This window comes from Dechloromonas aromatica RCB (assembly GCF_000012425.1).
Genome location: NC_007298.1, coordinates 3,212,273 through 3,230,541 on the forward strand (window position 1 = coordinate 3,212,273; position 18,269 = coordinate 3,230,541).

The window sequence follows — 18,269 nt, forward strand, 5'->3', positions numbered from 1 at the left end:
GCGAAGAAAATTACTTGAACGGATGCTGTTTGAGGATTGTTTCGTCACGCTCCGGGCCAGTCGACACAATGGCGATCGGCACTTCACACAACACCTCAAGGCGATTCAAATAAGACTGAGCATTCACTGGCAAATCCTCCCAGCGCTTGACGCCAAAGGTCGTATCAGTCCACCCCGGCATGGTTTCGTAGATCGGCTCACAGCGGACAACCTCATCTGCACCAATCGGCAATAGATCAATGATTTTGCCATCGAGCTTGTAGCCGGTACAAATATTCAATTCCTTTAGACCATCAAGCACATCCAACTTGGTAATGCACAGCCCCGTCAGCCCATTAATCCGACCTGAACGGCGCAACGCAGCAGCATCGAACCAACCGCAACGGCGCTTGCGACCAGTCACGGTGCCAAACTCGCGGCCAACCTGGGACATCTGGTAACCCGGCGCACCTTCAGTTTCGATATCCAGCTCACTCGGGAACGGGCCACCACCAACGCGCGTGCAGTAAGCCTTGGTGATGCCCAACACGTAATGCAGCATGCCCGGGCCAATGCCAGCACCAGCCGAAGCCTGGCCAGCCACGCAGTTGGACGAGGTGACGAACGGATAGGTCCCGTGGTCAATATCGAGCAACGTGCCTTGCGCGCCCTCGAACAGCAGATTGGAACCGGCCTTGTTGGCCGCGTAAAGCGCGGCTGACACATCGGTAACCAGCGGCTTGATCTGCTCGGCATCGGCCATTGCCTGATCGTAAACCGTCTGAAAATCAACGGCCGGCGCCTTGAAATACTGGGTCAACACGAAGTTGTGGTACTCCAGCACTTCCTTCAGCTTTTCGGCAAAACGTTCCGGATTGAACAGATCATAGACGCGCAGGCCACGGCGAGAAACCTTGTCCTCGTAGGTCGGACCAATACCCTTGCCGGTGGTGCCAATTTTTTTATCTTCCGACTTGGCACATTCGCGGGCCTTGTCGATAGCAGAGTGATACGGGAGGATAAGCGGACATCCCGGGCTGATTTTCAGGCGGGAACGAACGTCGATACCGCCCTTTTCCAGCTCTGCAATCTCCGAGAGCAAGTGATGAATATCGAGCACGACGCCATTGCCGATATAACACTCGACGCCATCGCGAACGATGCCGGAAGGCACCAGGTTCAGCTTGTAGACTTGTTCGCCGACGACCAGCGTATGGCCGGCATTATGCCCCCCCTGAAAACGCACCACGCCCTTGGCGTGATCGGTGAGCCAGTCGACGATTTTGCCCTTACCTTCGTCGCCCCACTGGGTTCCCACCACGATGACATTCTTTGCCATTTTTTAATCCTCTTGTATTGCTTCAATAATCCAGTGTTCGCCGACCAGCGCCAGCTTCCGGTCGCAGAGCGGACCTTCGCACGCCGTTTCACCATGCAGCAGTTCGACGACAATCTCACCCTGTTCGCGCAGCGCGGCAATGTGAGCCGCCAAGTGCTTGTTCTGTCCAGCATGGGGCGCCAGGATCGCGCCATTCGACTTGCCGACAGTCACCAGACGAGCGACTTCGCGCAAATCCATCGAAAAACCGGTCGCCGGACGAGCACGACCGAAGGCCTTGCCAGCGCCATCGTAACGGCCGCCCAGCGCAATGGCTGCCGGATAACCATCGCAATAGGCCGCGAAGACCACGCCGTTGTGATAGTGGTAGCCACGCAGGTCGGACAGGTCGATCGAGAAGGGCAATTCAGGTGCGCCGACCAGCAGGTGGCGCAAGCCTTCCAGAGCAGCAGTAATTGCTGGCAGCGGCGGCAGTTCGGCAGCGGCTCGTTCCAGCACATCAGCTCCGCCGTACAGTTGCGGCAGGCGCTGCAGCGCTTCGCGATAGGGCGATGGCACGTTGGCACAGGCTTCGATCAGGCCAGGCACATCCTTGGTCTGCAGCAGGCTCAATACACTATCTTCTGCCTCCTGCGGCAAACCAGCCGCTTCAGCCAGCGCTCGGAAAATACCGACATGCCCGAGATCGATGCGACGAATCGGCAGTTTGATCTGATCAAAAGCCCCTGCCATCAATCGAATGACATCAAGGTCGGCGGCTATGCCAGCATAGCCGTAGAGCTCAGCGCCAATCTGTAGCGGCTCGCGACCGGCGGAAATCGTCGCCGGCAAGGTGTGAAGCACATTGCCGCAATAACAGAGACGGGTCACACCTTGATGATTGAGCAGATGCGCGTCGATACGAGCTGCCTGCGGCGTGATATCAGCCCGCACCCCCATGGTCCGACCGGAAAGTTGATCGACCAGCTTGAAGGTTCGCAGCTTCAGGTCCTGACCAGCACCAGTCAGCAAAGACTCGAGATATTCAAGCATGGGCGGCATGACCAGCTCAAAGCCGCGACTGCGGAAATGATCAAGAACGGTACGACGCAAGCGCTCGATGCGGGCGGCCTCTGCAGGCAAGGCATCAGCAAGGTATTCAGGTAACAACCAGTTCATGAGAAAAGCATCAGTAGGATCAGGCCGATCAGCATCGAGGTCAGGCCAACGAAGCGGATCTGCCCATCCGAAAATTGAATTAGACGGCGAAAGGTTTCACGCCAGGCCGCCGGCGCAATGAAAGGCATCAATCCTTCGAGCACCAGCATCAGCGCGAAGGCAAGAAGGATAGTAGAGCTCATTTAACCTTGTCATTCCCACGCCCGACTCCCTTCATGTACTTGAAGAAATCAGAGTTGGGCTCAAGAACAAGCACATCGCTCTTGCTCTTGAAGCTGCCGCGATAGGCTTCGAGACTACGATAGAAGGCATAAAACTCGGGATTCTGGCCAAAAGCCTGAGCGTACGTATTGGTCGCCTTGGCATCACCTTCACCCTTGATCTTCTGGGCATCACGGTAGGCCTCGGCAACGATGATTTCGCGCTGGCGATCGGCGTCGGCGCGAATCTTTTCCGCCTCGGCAGAACCTTCCGAACGCAATTCGTTGGCGACGCGCTTGCGCTCTGCTTCCATCCGGCGATAAACCGCTTCGCTGACCTCAGTCGGCAATTCCACACGCTTCACACGGACGTCGACGATCTGCACCCCAATCTTGCGGGCATCGGCATCAGCCTTTTCGCGCATCTGGTCCATGATCTTGTCGCGCTCGCCGGAAACCACGTCGTGCACGGTACGTTTACCGAACTCCTCGCGCAGACCAGCATTAACTGTCTGATTCAGACGGGTCTTGGCACGCGATTCATCGCCACCGACCGAAATGTAATACAGCTTCGGATCGACGATGCGCCACTTGATATAGGAGTCGACGAGGACGTTCTTCTTCTCGGAGGTGATAAAGCGCTCCGGGTCGGCATTATCCAGCGTGATGATGCGCTTTTCAAAATAGCGCACATTCTGAACCATCGGCACCTTGAAGTAGAGTCCGGGCTCGGCGATTGCTCGCTTGACTTCACCCAACTGAAAAACCACGGCGTATTGACGCTGGTCGACTGTAAAGATCGACATCGCCATCACCACCAGCACGGTAGCGATTACTACACCCAACAGATTGATACGCGGACTCATCAACGCCCCTCCCGATCACGCGAACGCAGCGAACCATCGCGCGAACTCTGAGAATATGAGCCTCCACCCACCTTGGGTGCCGTCTCCAATTGCGGCGGCGCCTCGGATGATAGCGGTGCCGAAGGGCGTGCCGTCGACGGTGCAATTGAAGCTTCCGGAGCAGCCTGAGCAGCAGTCGCGGCCCCGGTCGCCTGCATCAACTTGTCGAGCGGCAGGTACAACAGGTTGCCCTGCCCCTTGGCATCCACCATCACCTTGCTGGTGTTGGCGTAAATTTGCTGCATGGTTTCCAGATACATGCGCTGACGCGTCACTTCCGGCGCCTTGGCGTATTCGGTCAGCACCTGCTTGAACCGCGAGGCATCACCTTCGGCCGAGGAAATCACGCGCTGCTTGTAGCCATTAGCCTCTTCCAGCAGGCGTGCTGCGGTGCCCTTGGCTTTCGGAATAACGTCGTTGGCGTAGGCCTGACCTTCGTTCTTCTGGCGCTCACGATCCTGACCAGCCTTGACCGCATCATCAAAAGCCGACTGCACCTGCTCGGGCGGCTGCGCATTCTGCATCGTTACCTTGGAAATCAGGATGCCGCTCTGGTAACGGTCAAGGATGTCCTGCATCAACTTGGATGCCTGCGAGGCGATCTGCTCCCGACCTTCGTAGAGCACATAGTCCATCTTGCTCTTGCCAACGATCTCACGAACCGCCGTTTCGGCAGCCCCCATCACCGCTTCGTCCGGAGAACGATTGTTGAACAAATACTCGACTGGATCCTTCAGGATGTATTGAACTGCAAACTGGATGTTCACGATGTTTTCGTCATCGGTCAGCATCAGTGCTTCCTTGAGCACCTTGTTGCGTTCGCTGCCGCGGTAGCCGATTTCGATCGTGCGCACCCCCGTCAGGTTGACCAGTTCATGCGACTGAATCGGGTAAGGAAAACGCCAACGCAAACCAGGTTCGGTTGCCTCCTTGAAACTGCCGAACTGGAGCACCAATCCGCGTTGCGAGGCATCGACAATATAAAAACCCGAGGCCAGCCAGACCACCGCCGCCAGCCCAACCAACAACCCCAGGCCACCGCCCAGGAATTTCGGGTTGAAATCGATATTCGGCATGCGGGGCCCATCGCCACCGCCATTGCCACCGCCGCCGCCTTTATTACCGAACATGCCGGACAGTTTGCGATTAAAGTCGCGCCAGAGCTCCTCGAGATCCGGTGGGCCATCGTTGGGTCGGCGCGGACCATTGCCGTTGGGCTTGTCACCGTCATTGCTGCCACGGTTGCCCCACTGCGGGTCATTGAGCGACATGAAAATACCTAGGGTCGGAATCATGGATGTCGGGGTTCAGTTGATATAGTCGTATTGTGCTTGTTTTTCGGCCTCAGCCAATGCCTTTTGACGGGCTTGGGCCTTGGCTCGGGCGTATTCGGCCAACGATTCACGCAACAAATCGAGGCCCTCTCCAGAGCGCGCACTAACTCGAACGCGCGCGATATTACCATACTCGTCCCGCTCCACTCCCGGCGAGGCATCGGTAAGGTCGATCTTGTTCCAGGCAATCACCTGCCTGACAGCATCGGCACCGATTTCCTGAAGCACCTTGTTGACCTCGATCATCTGCTCGTCGCGGGCATGGCTGGCGCTATCAACCACATGCAAAAGAATGTCAGCATCAGTCGCCGCTTCCAGCGTGGCGTGAAAAGCATCAACCAGCGAGTGAGGCAAATTCCGAATGAATCCAACGGTATCAGAAATCACGATATTGCCGGCACCTTCAATCCACAATTTACGCGAAGTCGTATCGAGTGTTGCAAACAACTTGTCCGCCGCATAAACGCCAGCATGGGTGAGCGCGTTGAACAGTGTCGATTTGCCGGCATTGGTATAACCAACCAAAGAAACACTCAATACATCGCCACGCTTCCGGGCTTTGCGCTGTACGCCACGCTGCCTGGACAGTTTGTTTAGCCGCTCTTTCAACAGCTTGACGCGATTGCCAAGCAGGCGCCGGTCTGTTTCCAACTGCTTTTCACCCGGGCCACGCATGCCGATACCGCCCCGCTGCCGTTCGAGGTGAGTCCAGCCACGGACCAATCGTGTCGAAAGATGCTCAAGCTGCGCCAGCTCGACCTGCAACTTGCCTTCCGCGCTGGACGCCCGCAAGGCAAATATATCGAGAATCAAACTGGTTCGATCAATCACTCGGCAGCGCAATGCCCGCTCAAGATTACGTTGCTGCGCCGGCGATAGGTCATGATTAAAAATCACCAGATCGGCACTGGTGGCAGCGATCATCGCCTCTATTTCATCAACCTTGCCTTTGCCGGCAAAGGTTTTCGGATCAGGACTCTGCCGCCGACCGCCAACTTCAGCCACCACCACCCCACCCGCCGATTCGGCAAGCAGCCGGACCTCTTCCAGCTGATCTTCGAGATCAAGCTGACCGAAGTCGAGCTGAACGATCACCGCACGTTCACCGGCGGCGGGTCGTTCAATCATGGGCGTTTCCTGGAGTATTGAGCACTGCCCCGCCAATTCGGCGGGGCGCTGGACAGTAGGCGATTATTCCGCCGCCTGTTCCTGCTGAAGGTTAACCGGACGTGCCGGAACCACTGTAGAGATGGCGTGTTTATATACCATCTGCGTAACCGTATTTTTGAGCAGCACGACATACTGGTCGAACGACTCAACCTGGCCCTGCAATTTAATCCCGTTTACCAGGTAGATCGAGACGGGAACGTGCTCGCGACGAAGAGCGTTGAGGAAGGGGTCTTGTAAAAGTTGCCCTTTGTTGCTCATGGTGTGGACTCCATGGTGGTAGTTGTTATGAGGGTCCTAATGTACCCAAATTTGGGGGGTGATGCTAAAAAATTTACAGATTATTTCTTGTCTTTGTCGGCAAACGGATTCTTGGCCGTCACGAACTGGATGCGCAATGGTGTTCCCTGCAATTTAAAGGCTTCGCGGAAGGTGTGTTCCAGATAGCGGCGGTAGCTATCGGTGACTTGATCGACCGCATTACCATGAACAACGATGATCGGCGGATTGGAACCACCTTGGTGAGCGTAACGCGGCTTCGGGCGGAAAAGCCCATGCTTGGCCGGCGCCTGCTTGGCAACAGCATCAATCAAGACACGGGTCAGACGAGGCGTAGTCATTTTCGCCATCGCAGCAGCGTAGGCAGAGTCGACCGAGCGGAACATGTTCCCAAGGCCAATGTTGTCACGCGCCGAAATGAAATGAAATTTGGCGAAATCCAGGAATTTCAGCTTGCGCTGCAAAATCTGCCGCGTCTGTTCACGGGTATAGGCATCAAGGCCATCCCACTTGTTAACAGCAACCACCAGTGCGCGACCACTTTGCAGAATGAAATCGGCAATATGGGCATCCTGGTCGGAAACATCTGCCTGCGCATCAACCATCAGGATGACCACATTGGCATCCTCAATGGACTGCAAGGTCTTCACCACCGAGAATTTCTCTATCGATTCGAAAACCTTGCCGCGCTTGCGCATACCGGCCGTATCGACCAAGACGTACTTGCGGCCACCACGTTCGAAATCGATCTCGATCGAGTCGCGTGTCGTCCCCGGAGCATCGAAGGCAATAACTCGCTCTTCACCGAGCAAGGTGTTGATCAGCGTGGATTTGCCAACGTTTGGCCGACCAACGATAGCGACGCGAACGGAATCGGAGTGCCATTCATCCTCTTCAGGCTCAGGAAAACTCTCCAGCGCCATCTCGACCAGACCACGGATACCTTCACCATGGGCAGCAGAAATGGCATTGGGTTCGCCCAGGCCAAGCTCATGGAATTCCGCCTCAACCATGCCGGAATTCATGCCCTCCGCCTTGTTGACTGCAACAAATACCGGACGATCGATGCGGCGCAGCTTGTTGGCGATCTCCTTGTCGTGAGGAGTCAGGCCGCTACGGCCATCCACCACGAAAATGATGGCATCGGCTTCGGCAATTGCCTGCTCGGTCTGGCGCGCCATCTCGTGCAGGATGCCTTCCTTGACCAGCGGTTCAAAACCGCCGGTATCGACAACCAGATAAGGCTTCTTGCCCAGCTTTCCATGACCGTAATGACGGTCACGGGTAAGCCCAGGCATGTCGGCGACAATAGCGTCGCGCGACTTGGTCAGTCGGTTGAATAGTGTGGATTTGCCGACATTGGGTCGACCAACCAGTACGAGCGTAGGTTTCATTGAGCCTCGAGTGCGCTCACGCTACCACCGGAGGTTTGAACCAGAACCGAGGAACCGAGCAATTGAAGAGGCGCGCGAACCGGCGTGCCATCGGTTTTCAGGCGAGCAGCAAAGCTGCCGTCTTCACGAGAAAGGAAATGCACGATGCCTTCGGCATCTGCCACGACAACCAGACCACGCCGAATGACCGGCGCAGAAAGGCGACGGTTTTTCAGCTTGTCCTGCTTCCACAGACTGCTGCCAGAAAGACGATCCAAGGCATAAACAACACCCTTGTCATCAGTGACAAACAGGTAGCGGCCATCCATGGCGAGACCAGAGACCGAGGAAATGTCACGCGACCAGACCATCGCACCGCCTTGGCCCATATCGAAGCAGGCAACCCGCCCCTGGAATGCCACGGCACAAATTTGTCGTCCCTCGATAACCGGCGAGGCGACAATATCGGCAACACGATCAAGTTCAGTGGCACCTTTCGGCAAGGCCACAGCGCCTTCCCAGACAGGAGCTCCGTTCTGCAAGGCTAAAGCAACCAGCTTGCCACCGGGGTAGCCGACAAACAAATAACGATCGGCAAAGACCGGCGAACCGGCGCTTCGTACCGACAAAGGCGGCGTGGCACGCTGATAGGCCCATTTCCGACCACCATCTCCAGCGTCAAGCAGGAATACCTGATTGTCACCGCTTTTCACGGCAACGCCATCATCAGAAACCGCAGGCGCGGCGAGAACCTCGCTCGAGACACGTGCTTTCCACAGCGCTTTGCCGTCTTCCGGCGAGAACGCCAGAACTTCTCCCTTCGGTGTGGCAACCACGACAAGACGCGCATTGGCACCAACACCGGCTGACAGGGGCTGACCAGCATCAATCTTCCAGACGGTCTTCCCATCCTCGATCTTGCTGACCGTGCCATTCGCACCGGCAACGTAGACCGCGTTATCAACCACTGCAGGTGTAAAACTGTAGTCCCCGGCCTTGCTGATGCTGGCCGACCACAAGGAGCGCACCTCGGCGGTCGCCACTAGCGGCGGCAAAGGCGCCATCTTCGGCGCAGAACTGGAGAACGGGTTGATCGCATCCAGTCCATCGGAAATAGTAGCGCAGCCGCTAAGCAGCAAGCCGGCTGCAGTCAACAAGGCGATGAGCTGGCGTGACATCAGGCCGCCTCGCCCAAGCCGTCAAGTTTCTGCTGCAGCAGTTCACGACCGCCCCCCTGCTTGCCCGTCATCTTTTCCAGTGCAGCCTTGTAGGCAGTCCGGGCTTCGGCCTTTTTTTCCTGCGCCGACAATACGTCACCCTTCAGCTCCAGGAAGCGCGCATCGAAGACTGGCGCGTGCGCGGCATCGAGTTGTTTCATGGCCTCATCATAGGCCTTATCATCAAGTTGTACTGCGACCAGGCGAAGGCGAGCCAGATCCTTGACTTCATCCTTGCCATTTTCCGCGACCCAGCTCAACTGAGTCTTGGCAGTCTTCAGATCCCCCGCCTCAAAGGATTGCTTGGCGGCAAGCATCGCCCCCAGGGCAGCGTAGTTGGTACCACCAAATTTTTCGGCCAGTTCGCCTGCGGCTGCCTTGACCTTCTGGGCATCGCCAACAGCCGCTGCCTGTTCAAGCACCCCATAGATCGCTGAGGCCTTGGTGGCCTGGCTGCCCTGATACCAGTTCCAGCCTTGCCATCCGATCACTGCCAGCGACAGCGCGACAATGACGTTCGTCACGAGGTTGCCGTACATCTTCCACCAGGTTTTCAGAGTGTCGATCTGTTCCTGTTCTTCGAGGTCGTAATGCGCCATGCTGCTTATTCCTCTTCGTCCGAATCAATCAGTTGTCCGATGATGGCCTCGGCCAGATCATCGACTTTCAGTTTCAATTGTGCCGAGCCTTCTGCACGCAACGATTTCAGTTGCGCCTCTCCGGTCGCCGCTTCGTCATCACCAATGATGACAGCAAAGGTCGCACCGCTGCCGTCGGCCTTTTTCATCTGCGACTTGAAGCTGCCGCCGCCGCAATGCTGCAATACATTGATACCCTGGTCACGCAGGCCTTCGGCAACCCGGAAAGCCTGGCGGGCAGCCGCTTCACCCTGATGCACAAGGTAAACGTCAGGGGCCGGCGCCGCCGGTTCGCCGCCTGATTCCCGGATCAAGGCGATCAGGCGCTCGACCCCCATGGCAAAACCGCAGGCCGGCGTTGGCTTGCCACCCAGTTGCTCGACCAGTCCGTCGTAACGGCCGCCAGCGCAGACCGTGCCTTGGGCACCGAGTTTGTCGGTCACCCATTCGAAGACGGTCAGGTTGTAATAGTCGAGGCCACGCACTAGACGCGGGTTGATCGTGAATGGCACGCCGGCATCGCGCAGGACGCGCTGGACGCCCTCGAAATGCGCCAGCGACTCGGCGCCGAGGTAATCGATCAGTTTCGGGGCCGCAGCGCACAGTTCCTGCATCGCCGGATTCTTGGTATCAAGAATACGCAGCGGATTGGTATGCAGGCGACGTTTGGCATCCTCGTCGAGCAGTTCGGCGTTTTCCTCGAAATAGGTGATCAGCGCGGCACGGTGCAGGGCCCGTTCTTCCGGCTGGCCAAGACTGTTGAGCTGCAGTTCGATGCCATCCAGGCCGAGATCGGCCCACAGGCGTGCGCCCATCAGGATCATTTCGGCATCGATGTCCGGTCCGGCCATGCCAAAAGACTCGACACCGACCTGGTGGAACTGGCGATAGCGCCCTTTTTGTGGCCGCTCGTGTCGGAACATCTGGCCAATGTAGTAGAGCCGCTGCGTCTGGCGTGCGGCCAGGTTGTGTTCGATGACGGCTCGCACGCAGCCAGCGGTACCTTCTGGACGCAGCGTCAGTGCCTCACCGTTCAAACCATCGACAAAGGAATACATTTCCTTCTCGACGATATCGGTCACCTCACCGATGGCACGCTTGAACAGCGGCGTCGGCTCGACGATCGGCATACGGATCGGACGATAGCCGTAGCCCTTCAGCCAAGAACGGATGGTGTCCTCAAACAGTTCCCAGAATTCAGCTTCGTCGGGCAGGACATCATTCATCCCGCGCACGGCTTGCAAGGTTTGACTCATGACTTCAGTTTCTTGGTGTAAGTGCGCTCGACGTAGCGCTCGATAATCTGCTTGAATTCGTTGGCGATGTTATCGCCCTTGAGGGTGACCGTCTTTTCGCCATCTTCATAAACAGGCGCAGACGGTGCTTCGCCAGTTCCCGGCAAGGAAATGCCGATATTGGCATGTTTGGACTCGCCCGGCCCATTGACGATACAGCCCATGACTGCCAGCGTCATGTTCTCCGCACCGTCGTAGCGCAGCTTCCATTCAGGCATTTTGGCCCGTACAAAATCCTGCACCTCGCCAGCCAGCTCCTGAAAAAAGGTGCTGGTCGTCCGACCACAACCGGGACAGGCTGCAACCATCGGCGTGAAGGCGCGCAAGCCCATGGTCTGCAGGATTTCCTGGGCGACGATGACTTCCTGCGAACGGGAACCGCCTGGCTCCGGAGTCAGCGACACGCGAATGGTGTCACCAATGCCTTCCTGCAGCAGCACCGAGAGGGCAGCAGTCGAAGCAACGATACCCTTGGAGCCCATACCGGCTTCGGTCAGCCCCAGGTGCAAGGCGTAATTGGCCCGCTGCGACAAATCACGATAGATGGCGATCAGATCCTGAACGCTGGATACCTTGCATGACAGGATGATCTTCTCGCTGGCCAGGCCGACTTCTTCCGCCTTGGCCGCAGACTCCAGCGCCGAAGTTACCATGGCATGACGCATCATCTCGGTCGCATCGAGCGGTTCTGCTCGGCGACTGTTTTCATCCATGACGCGCGCCAGCAACTCCTGATCGAGGCTCCCCCAATTGACGCCGATTCGCACCGGCTTATCGTACTTGCAAGCCAGTTCAACCATCTGGGCGAATTGTTCGTCTTTTTTCTTGCCGAAACCTACATTCCCCGGATTGATCCGATACTTGGCCAGCGCTTCCGCACAGGCCGGATGCTCAGTCAGCAGGCGATGGCCGTTGTAGTGAAAATCACCGATCAGCGGAACATTGCAATTCATTCGGTCCAGATGTTCACGAATCTTGGGAACGGCAGCTGCCGCTTCCGGCGAATTGACGGTGATCCGGACCAGCTCGGAACCGGCACGTGCCAGTTCAGCCGTTTGCAGGGCCGTAGCGAGATAGTCGGCGGTATCGGTATTGGTCATCGACTGGACAACCACCGGGGCATCGCCACCGATTTTGACGTGACCAATGACACAAGCGCGGGTCGGCCGCTTGATGACTGTACTCACGGCTTACTCCAGAACCAGGCGAGCCACATCGCCCTTGGTGTGCGGGACAAGGTCAACCGCTTGCCCATGCCAAAAGAGACGGACTCCGGGGGCATAACCAACCGTCAAAGACAGCGGTCCTTGACCAGACACTACCTGCTCGGCACCGGCACCAAGACGCTGGGAAAAGATGATCTTGTTGTCACGATCCCGCACTTCGATCCAGGACTCCTTGTCGAAGATGAAGCGCATCTGTGGCTGATCCGCTGCAGTCACGGCTGGCTGCGACGGAGATGACTCGGCTTTTTGCGGAGTGGCAGAAGATGGCGCAGGCGATTCGGCCGGAGCCAGAACCTGCGGGTACATCACCTGCTGCTGGGTCGCTCCAGGCGGAAAAACCGGCTCGCTGGCCGGAACCGCAGACGTCCCCTCGGAGGCTGGCGCAGGAGCCGAGGTTGGCACTTCCTTCCGGGCCAGAGAATCAAGCAGCGACTGGGTGCTTTCACGCAGGGCTGACAGGTCGGCGGGCATCAGAAAATACACCAAGCCAGCCAACGCAACCAAGCCAGCCCCTACGAGCACAACCGCCCTATCTCGTCGCGAAACGCCAGAACCGGAATTCGGCATTGAGGCTGGACGAGCTTCCTGCATGGCCAGATTGTCAGCTGGTTTTTCAAGAACCTGGTTTAACTGAAGCATCAAAGGGGCCGGATCGAGTTGCACCAGGCGCGCGTAATTTCGGACAAAACCGCGGATGAAGGTTTGTCCGGGCAAGCCGTGCCAATCGCCACACTCCAAAGCCTCGACCTGCCGAGGCCCGAGCTTGAGTGTTCGCGCGATATCTGCGACTTCAAGATCGCGCGCCTCACGCGCCAGACGCAACTGTTCACCAACCGGCATTTCGGAAACAATGACGCTTTCCTCGGTGCCTGCGTCTTCGCTAATGACCTGCTCGCTCATTCAAAATTGCCCTTTAGGAATTCCTGATACTCTGGCGACGTTGGATAACGACTGCGCAGTTGCGATGCGTAGCCAGATTCGGCCACCTTGTTCGCCATTTTTCGCTCGAGCCGAAGACCAAGCCAGAGTGCCTCGGCTGACGGCGGTTCCATCATGCGCAGCGCATCATTCAGATAGACACGCGCCTCTTCAAAAATACCGCGCCGGTAAAATACCTTGGCCAGTTGCAAGCGTGCCTGCACGGCGCCATCGCGCGACAACTGCAAGGCCTTCAGCAGATAATTCTGCGCCCCTTCGAGGTCGCCTGCTTTCAAAGCACACGTGCCGGCATTGGTGTAGGCACGGTCTGGCGTTTCGTACAAAGGGCTCTTCAGGGCATTCAGAAAATAGGCAATCGACTGACGTTCCTTGCCTGTTTCACAGAGATACCAGCCGTAATTATTATTAACTTCGGGATCATTGGGGGCAAGATCCAGGGCTCGGCGAAAATCGTCCTCCGCCTTGGCATATTCCTTCAGGGACAAATGAACCAATCCGCGAACGTTATATGCCGGAAAATAGCCGGAGTCAGCATTCAGGGCAATGCGCAACTCATCGAGCGCAACCCCGGGGTTCCCCGCCTGAAAATACATCGACCCCAGTTCGGTGTGAATCTTGGCCCGATTGCGCGGCTCGGTCGCCCCTTGGGATTGATCCGTCGAGGAAGGGTTGAAGTTGTACTGCGCGTGCGCGGAGACAATGCACAGCACGCCCAGACAGATACCAACAATCCGGCTTTTTAGCGAAAAGACTTTCACGATCTTGCCTCCTTCAGGGGAATCACGCGTCCAGTGGTTCGTTTGGTCTTATCCTGGACTTGGCCAGCCAATTGACCACAAGCGGCATCGATGTCATCACCGCGGGTCTTGCGCGTTGTCGTCACAATACCAGCCTGCATCAGGATATCAGCGAAGTGCCGCACCCTCTCCGCTGGCGAACGCCGGAATGGCGAGCCGGGGAAGGGATTGAAGGGAATCAGGTTGAATTTGCAATGAACCGACTTGACCAGCGCCAGCAGTTCACGGGCATGGGCATCGGTATCATTGATACCGTCGAGCATGATGTACTCGAAAGTAATGAAATCACGGGGCGCCTTTTCCAGATAACGCTGGCAGGCAGCCATCAGTTCTTTCAACGGGTATTTCTGGTTGATCGGCACCAGTTGGTCGCGCAACTTATCGTTTGGCGCGTGAAGGGAAACAGCCAGAGCAACCGGGCATTCATCACCCAGACGATCCATGACCGGCACCAAACCAGAGGTTGACACGGTGATCCGACGGCGCGACAGGCCATAGGCATTGTCGTCGAGCATCAATTTCAGCGCGGCAACAGAATTTTCGAAATTGGCGAGTGGCTCGCCCATGCCCATCAGAACGACGTTGGAAATCACCCGTTCGTCGCCATGGACCGCGCCCAGCGCGTGATTAGCCTGCCAAAGCTGGCCGATGATCTCCGCCACTGACAGGTTGCGGTTGAAGCCCTGCTTGCCAGTCGAACAAAAAGCGCAATCGAGCGCGCAACCGGCTTGCGTCGAAATGCACAGCGTACCGCGATCATCTTCGGGAATGAACACCGTCTCAACGGCATTGCCGTTGCCAACATCGATCAAAAACTTGCGCGTGCCATCGTCCGACAGCTTATCGGAAACAACGGCAGGCGGCGCCACGACCGCTTTCGCCTTGAGCTTCTCGCGAAGACTCTTGGCGATATCGGTCATGGCATCAAAGTCCGCCACGCCAGAACGATGAATCCAGCGCAAAACCTGCTTGGCGCGGAAGGGCTTTTCACCCTGCTCGGCAAACCAGGCAGTCAGGCTTTCGCCATCGAAATCCAGCAGATTGACGGTCATTAACTTTGCTTAGCGGCCAGCGTAGGTGTTCATGCCCGGGAAGAAGAAGGCAATTTCCACGGCAGCGGTTTCCGGTGCATCAGAGCCGTGCACGGCGTTGGCATCGATGGATTCGGCGAAGTCGGCGCGGATGGTGCCGGCATCAGCCTTCTTCGGGTCGGTGGCGCCCATCAGCTCGCGGTTCTTGGCGATGGCGTTTTCACCTTCCAGGGCTTGAATCATCACCGGACCAGAGGTCATGAAGGAAACCAGATCCTTGAAGAAAGGACGCTCTTTGTGCACGGAGTAGAACTGGCCGGCTTCCTGCTCGGACAACCAGGTCATGCGGGCAGCGATAACCTTCAGACCGTTCGATTCAAAACGGGAGTAGATCTTGCCGATAACGTTCTTGGCAACTGCGTCGGGTTTGATGATGGAGAGGGTACGTTCGATAGCCATATGATTACTCCGAGAAAGCTAGTCAGTTGATAAACGTACAATTTTAGCAGATTCGAAACACGAACGCCCGCCTCACTGAGCTGGCGCTTTTTCGCCAGCAACCGCCTTCAGTGGATCGCGCAACATGGCAAAGCTGCGCGGTGCGACGTATTGCAGCAACTCCTTGCCATCGCCATCGACCACGACATCCAGCCCCTTGTCCGGGTACAACAGATGCACCACCTTTTCGGAAACCACCAGCCGTTCGCCCGGCACGCCAAAACGTTGAGTCACTGCGGCTTCATCGAGGTTAACCGAGGGAATCACGCTGATCGCCTTGACCGGCAGATTGTCCACTGCCACAAAATCGTCCGGATGCAAGGTTATCTTGCGCGTCGTGCTTTCCATGTGCTTGGCCCGCAAAGCCCGGTCACGCATGGCGGAAACCAGCTCCCCCGAGGCGTCGAGCGTCACGACCACCTTGGCGAGCACGAAACCCAGCGGCACCTGAGCGTAATACCCCTCCAGAAGGCCGATTTCATCGGGTTCAGCGACAATTGCCACCTCGACTTCGTTTCCCAGCTTCCGTCTTACGTCGCCCAGAGTACTCAGACCTGGCTTCAACCCAAAAACGGTGCTTCCGCCCTCGCCATCGAGTTCAATTTGCCAAGGCAGATTACTGTTCGGATCAACACCGTCCTGCTTACCCACCCCCGGGAGCAAAAACGGAACGATCAATACAACAAGAATCAGCGCGACGATGGAGAGAGCAAATTTCATGATTTCCTGATAAACCGTCCGGGGATCCGAATTGTGCCATACCGCCCCCACCAAAAAACAAACCCCGGCTTCCACCGGGGTTTATCAAGAAATGAATGTGGTTCCTAGATCATTCCAAGCTGCCTTGGGAACCATAATGACAAGGTGGGCCAGTAAGTAACGACCGCCAGGAAACACAACATGGAGAGCAGCCATGGCCAAACCGCAACCGTCAGCTCGGTAATACCCATCTTGGTAATTCCCGAGGCCACGTAAAGATTGAGTCCGACGGGCGGATGACACATGCCAACTTCCATATTCACCACCATGATGATGCCGAAATGGACCGGATCAATTCCCAGCTTCATGGCCACCGGGAACAGAATCGGCGCAAAGATCAGCACAATGGACGAGGGTTCCATGAAATTACCAGCCAACAGCAACAGGACATTGCACATCAACAGGAAGGAAATGACCCCGAGACCATGGCCCATCATCCAGTCAGCCAACGCCTGTGGGATGTTCTCGTTGGTCATGATGAAGGAGAACAACACCGCGTTGGTAATGATGTAGAGCAACATCGCCGACATGTTGGCTGAATTGAGCAACACCTTCGGCACATCCTTCAAGCCCATATCGCGATAGACGAAAACCGCGACGAAAAAGGCATAGACCGCCGACATTGCAGCCGCCTCAGTCGGTGTAAAGATCCCGGTGTAGATCCCCCCCATTACGACGACAATCAGCAGCAAGCCCCAGACAGAAGCGCGAAAGGATTTCCAGCGCTCGGCCCAGCTGGCTTTCGGCTGCCGCGGGTAATCGAATTTGCGAGCCCGGTACCAGGTCACGCCACCAAGCGTCGCGGCCAATGCCAGACCGGGCACTACCCCGGCCATGAACAACGCCCCCACCGAGGTATTGGTCGCCACCGAATACATCACCATGACGATCGACGGTGGAATCAGGATACCGAGCGCTCCCGAGGTGGCAATCACGCCAGCTCCGAACTTGTTCGGGAAGCCAGCCTTGACCATAGCCGGCAGCAAAATGGAGCCGATGGCCACGACGGTGGCCGGACTGGACCCCGAGACCGCCGCGAACAAGGCGCACGCCAGCACACCAGCCAGACCAAGACCACCGTACCAGTGACCAACCATTGAGGTCGCGAAGTTGATCATCCGCTTCGCCACCCCGCCATGAGTCAGGAAATTGCCGGCCAGGATGAAGAACGGGATGGCCATGATCTCGAACTTCTCTATCCCCGTGAACAGCTTCAGCGCTACCGATTCGAGTGGCACCTGGGTCATTGTAAAAAGGAAGGTCAGCACCGTCAGGCCGAGCGAAATCGAGATCGGCATACCGGTCAGCATCAAGACAGCCAGCAGACTGAAAATCACTAGCGCGTTCATTGCTCACCCCCTTGATTTTCTTCACCGCGACGTTGCAATTGGCGTCGTTCATGGTCGGTGGCAGCCTCGCCAGCCCGCCGGCGATCCTCACCACTGCGGCGTTCGCCGAGTTGAGGATGTTTCAGATCATGCATGTGCAGGTTATCGCCCATGCCATAAACATCCACATCGACCGGCAGCTTCACCTCCTCTTCCAGCCCCTCGACATGACCATGGTCGTGATGCGGCAATTCGCCGGTTTTCAGGAAGCCCCAAGTGACCTGCAGGAAGCGAAAACACATCAGGGACGAACCGAGCGGAATAGCGCTGTAGACGATCCAAGTCGGCCATTCGAGATCAGGCGTGGTCGGCCCCTCATACAAATCCTCGCCCTGAATCCCGAAGAAATTGAAGAAGGCGTAATGCGCGCCATTTTCCCAAACAAAATTGCCCCCCAAGCCACCGACCACACCGGTAAACAAGGCGCCAGCCAGCAGGCCAAAAACAATGAACCTGCCGCGCATGCGGTCATCAAGCCGATTGATCAGGACATCGACCCCCACGTGGATACCAGTCCGCACACCATAGGCAGCACCAAACTTGGCCATCCAGACAAACATGATGATGCAGAGCTCTTGGACCCAGCTGAAATTGAGGGTCAGCAACCAGTCCTGCAGAACCGGGATTTCAACACCGGCCAGATACCGGTGCATCACTGAGACGAAGATAATCAGCGTGGCCGCTCCCATCAGGAACGTAACCAGCAACTCCTCGAGGTGATTGAGCGCCTTGTTGAACATGCTAGCC

Annotated in this window: 19 protein-coding genes; all 19 read right to left on the bottom strand. The window is 56.9% G+C overall.

The window, feature by feature from the left end; translation table 11 throughout:
- Positions 1 to 10: 10 nt before the first annotated feature.
- Complete coding sequence (locus DARO_RS15240; protein WP_011288702.1) at positions 11 to 1,318, bottom strand: adenylosuccinate synthase; 1,308 nt, start codon at positions 1,316 to 1,318, stop codon at positions 11 to 13.
- A 3-nt stretch (positions 1,319 to 1,321) separates the two neighbouring features.
- The gene (locus DARO_RS15245) at positions 1,322 to 2,476 is read right to left on the bottom strand and encodes an ATP phosphoribosyltransferase regulatory subunit (RefSeq protein ID WP_011288703.1); all 1,155 of its coding nucleotides are present in this window, start codon (positions 2,474 to 2,476) and stop codon (positions 1,322 to 1,324) included.
- On the bottom strand, positions 2,473 to 2,658 hold the full coding sequence (locus DARO_RS15250) for a DUF2065 domain-containing protein (RefSeq protein WP_011288704.1): 186 nt from the start codon (positions 2,656 to 2,658) through the stop codon (positions 2,473 to 2,475). The genes DARO_RS15245 and DARO_RS15250 overlap by 4 nt, the downstream gene beginning before the upstream one ends.
- Positions 2,655 to 3,542 (bottom strand): protease modulator HflC, encoded by an 888-nt coding sequence (hflC, locus tag DARO_RS15255; RefSeq protein WP_011288705.1) that lies wholly within the window; start codon positions 3,540 to 3,542, stop codon positions 2,655 to 2,657. The genes DARO_RS15250 and hflC overlap by 4 nt, the downstream gene beginning before the upstream one ends.
- The gene (gene hflK / locus DARO_RS15260) at positions 3,542 to 4,852 is read right to left on the bottom strand and encodes an FtsH protease activity modulator HflK (protein ID WP_011288706.1); all 1,311 of its coding nucleotides are present in this window, start codon (positions 4,850 to 4,852) and stop codon (positions 3,542 to 3,544) included. Before hflK ends, hflC begins: the two co-directional genes overlap by 1 nt.
- A gap of 36 nt (positions 4,853 to 4,888) precedes the next feature.
- Positions 4,889 to 6,043 carry a GTPase HflX gene (gene hflX / locus DARO_RS15265; protein ID WP_011288707.1) on the bottom strand — a complete coding sequence of 385 codons (1,155 nt, stop codon included), beginning with the start codon at positions 6,041 to 6,043 and terminating at the stop codon, positions 4,889 to 4,891.
- A 63-nt stretch (positions 6,044 to 6,106) separates the two neighbouring features.
- A complete protein-coding gene (gene hfq, locus DARO_RS15270) occupies positions 6,107 to 6,343 on the bottom strand; it encodes an RNA chaperone Hfq (RefSeq protein ID WP_011288708.1) in 237 nt (78 codons plus the stop codon).
- Between the two features lie 80 nt (positions 6,344 to 6,423).
- Positions 6,424 to 7,755, bottom strand: a complete 1,332-nt coding sequence (der, locus tag DARO_RS15275) for a ribosome biogenesis GTPase Der (protein WP_011288709.1) — start codon at positions 7,753 to 7,755, stop codon at positions 6,424 to 6,426.
- Positions 7,752 to 8,912, bottom strand: coding sequence for an outer membrane protein assembly factor BamB (bamB, locus tag DARO_RS15280; protein ID WP_011288710.1), 1,161 nt, complete (start codon positions 8,910 to 8,912; stop codon positions 7,752 to 7,754). Before bamB ends, der begins: the two co-directional genes overlap by 4 nt.
- Positions 8,912 to 9,550 carry a tetratricopeptide repeat protein gene (locus tag DARO_RS15285; protein WP_011288711.1) on the bottom strand — a complete coding sequence of 213 codons (639 nt, stop codon included), beginning with the start codon at positions 9,548 to 9,550 and terminating at the stop codon, positions 8,912 to 8,914. The genes bamB and DARO_RS15285 overlap by 1 nt, the downstream gene beginning before the upstream one ends.
- Positions 9,551 to 9,555: 5 nt before the next feature.
- Positions 9,556 to 10,845, bottom strand: coding sequence for a histidine--tRNA ligase (gene hisS, locus DARO_RS15290; protein WP_011288712.1), 1,290 nt, complete (start codon positions 10,843 to 10,845; stop codon positions 9,556 to 9,558).
- Positions 10,842 to 12,071 carry a flavodoxin-dependent (E)-4-hydroxy-3-methylbut-2-enyl-diphosphate synthase gene (gene ispG / locus DARO_RS15295; protein WP_011288713.1) on the bottom strand — a complete coding sequence of 410 codons (1,230 nt, stop codon included), beginning with the start codon at positions 12,069 to 12,071 and terminating at the stop codon, positions 10,842 to 10,844. Before ispG ends, hisS begins: the two co-directional genes overlap by 4 nt.
- Positions 12,072 to 12,074: 3 nt before the next feature.
- Positions 12,075 to 13,010: a RodZ domain-containing protein gene (locus DARO_RS15300; RefSeq protein WP_011288714.1), complete on the bottom strand. Its 936-nt coding sequence runs from the start codon at positions 13,008 to 13,010 to the stop codon at positions 12,075 to 12,077.
- Positions 13,007 to 13,807 carry a type IV pilus biogenesis/stability protein PilW gene (gene pilW, locus DARO_RS15305; protein WP_011288715.1) on the bottom strand — a complete coding sequence of 267 codons (801 nt, stop codon included), beginning with the start codon at positions 13,805 to 13,807 and terminating at the stop codon, positions 13,007 to 13,009. The genes DARO_RS15300 and pilW overlap by 4 nt, the downstream gene beginning before the upstream one ends.
- Positions 13,804 to 14,898, bottom strand: coding sequence for a dual-specificity RNA methyltransferase RlmN (rlmN, locus tag DARO_RS15310; protein WP_011288716.1), 1,095 nt, complete (start codon positions 14,896 to 14,898; stop codon positions 13,804 to 13,806). Before rlmN ends, pilW begins: the two co-directional genes overlap by 4 nt.
- Before the next feature lie 9 nt (positions 14,899 to 14,907).
- Positions 14,908 to 15,336: a nucleoside-diphosphate kinase gene (ndk, locus tag DARO_RS15315; RefSeq protein ID WP_011288717.1), complete on the bottom strand. Its 429-nt coding sequence runs from the start codon at positions 15,334 to 15,336 to the stop codon at positions 14,908 to 14,910.
- Positions 15,337 to 15,408: 72 nt separating this feature from the next.
- Positions 15,409 to 16,095, bottom strand: a complete 687-nt coding sequence (locus tag DARO_RS15320; protein WP_041224444.1) for a hypothetical protein — start codon at positions 16,093 to 16,095, stop codon at positions 15,409 to 15,411.
- A gap of 104 nt (positions 16,096 to 16,199) precedes the next feature.
- Positions 16,200 to 17,483 carry a TRAP transporter large permease gene (locus DARO_RS15325; RefSeq protein WP_011288719.1) on the bottom strand — a complete coding sequence of 428 codons (1,284 nt, stop codon included), beginning with the start codon at positions 17,481 to 17,483 and terminating at the stop codon, positions 16,200 to 16,202.
- The gene (locus tag DARO_RS15330) at positions 17,480 to 18,262 is read right to left on the bottom strand and encodes a TRAP transporter small permease (RefSeq protein ID WP_011288720.1); all 783 of its coding nucleotides are present in this window, start codon (positions 18,260 to 18,262) and stop codon (positions 17,480 to 17,482) included. The genes DARO_RS15325 and DARO_RS15330 overlap by 4 nt, the downstream gene beginning before the upstream one ends.
- Positions 18,263 to 18,269 lie beyond the last annotated feature (7 nt).

What these genes read in the sequence shown, in the direction of transcription:
- hflK (WP_011288706.1), bottom strand. Translation starts at nt 4,852, where the DNA reads ATGTCGCTCAATGACCCGCAGTGGGGCAACCGTGGCAGCAATGACGGT.
- DARO_RS15325 (WP_011288719.1), bottom strand. Translation starts at nt 17,483, where the DNA reads ATGAACGCGCTAGTGATTTTCAGTCTGCTGGCTGTCTTGATGCTGACC.
- hflC (WP_011288705.1), bottom strand. Translation starts at nt 3,542, where the DNA reads ATGAGTCCGCGTATCAATCTGTTGGGTGTAGTAATCGCTACCGTGCTG.
- hfq (WP_011288708.1), bottom strand. Translation starts at nt 6,343, where the DNA reads ATGAGCAACAAAGGGCAACTTTTACAAGACCCCTTCCTCAACGCTCTT.
- rlmN (WP_011288716.1), bottom strand. Translation starts at nt 14,898, where the DNA reads ATGACCGTCAATCTGCTGGATTTCGATGGCGAAAGCCTGACTGCCTGG.
- der (WP_011288709.1), bottom strand. Translation starts at nt 7,755, where the DNA reads ATGAAACCTACGCTCGTACTGGTTGGTCGACCCAATGTCGGCAAATCC.
- DARO_RS15300 (WP_011288714.1), bottom strand. Translation starts at nt 13,010, where the DNA reads ATGAGCGAGCAGGTCATTAGCGAAGACGCAGGCACCGAGGAAAGCGTC.
- DARO_RS15285 (WP_011288711.1), bottom strand. Translation starts at nt 9,550, where the DNA reads ATGGCGCATTACGACCTCGAAGAACAGGAACAGATCGACACTCTGAAA.
- bamB (WP_011288710.1), bottom strand. Translation starts at nt 8,912, where the DNA reads ATGTCACGCCAGCTCATCGCCTTGTTGACTGCAGCCGGCTTGCTGCTT.
- DARO_RS15240 (WP_011288702.1), bottom strand. Translation starts at nt 1,318, where the DNA reads ATGGCAAAGAATGTCATCGTGGTGGGAACCCAGTGGGGCGACGAAGGT.
- DARO_RS15245 (WP_011288703.1), bottom strand. Translation starts at nt 2,476, where the DNA reads ATGAACTGGTTGTTACCTGAATACCTTGCTGATGCCTTGCCTGCAGAG.
- hflX (WP_011288707.1), bottom strand. Translation starts at nt 6,043, where the DNA reads ATGATTGAACGACCCGCCGCCGGTGAACGTGCGGTGATCGTTCAGCTC.
- DARO_RS15330 (WP_011288720.1), bottom strand. Translation starts at nt 18,262, where the DNA reads ATGTTCAACAAGGCGCTCAATCACCTCGAGGAGTTGCTGGTTACGTTC.
- hisS (WP_011288712.1), bottom strand. Translation starts at nt 10,845, where the DNA reads ATGAGTCAAACCTTGCAAGCCGTGCGCGGGATGAATGATGTCCTGCCC.
- DARO_RS15320 (WP_041224444.1), bottom strand. Translation starts at nt 16,095, where the DNA reads ATGAAATTTGCTCTCTCCATCGTCGCGCTGATTCTTGTTGTATTGATC.
- DARO_RS15250 (WP_011288704.1), bottom strand. Translation starts at nt 2,658, where the DNA reads ATGAGCTCTACTATCCTTCTTGCCTTCGCGCTGATGCTGGTGCTCGAA.
- ndk (WP_011288717.1), bottom strand. Translation starts at nt 15,336, where the DNA reads ATGGCTATCGAACGTACCCTCTCCATCATCAAACCCGACGCAGTTGCC.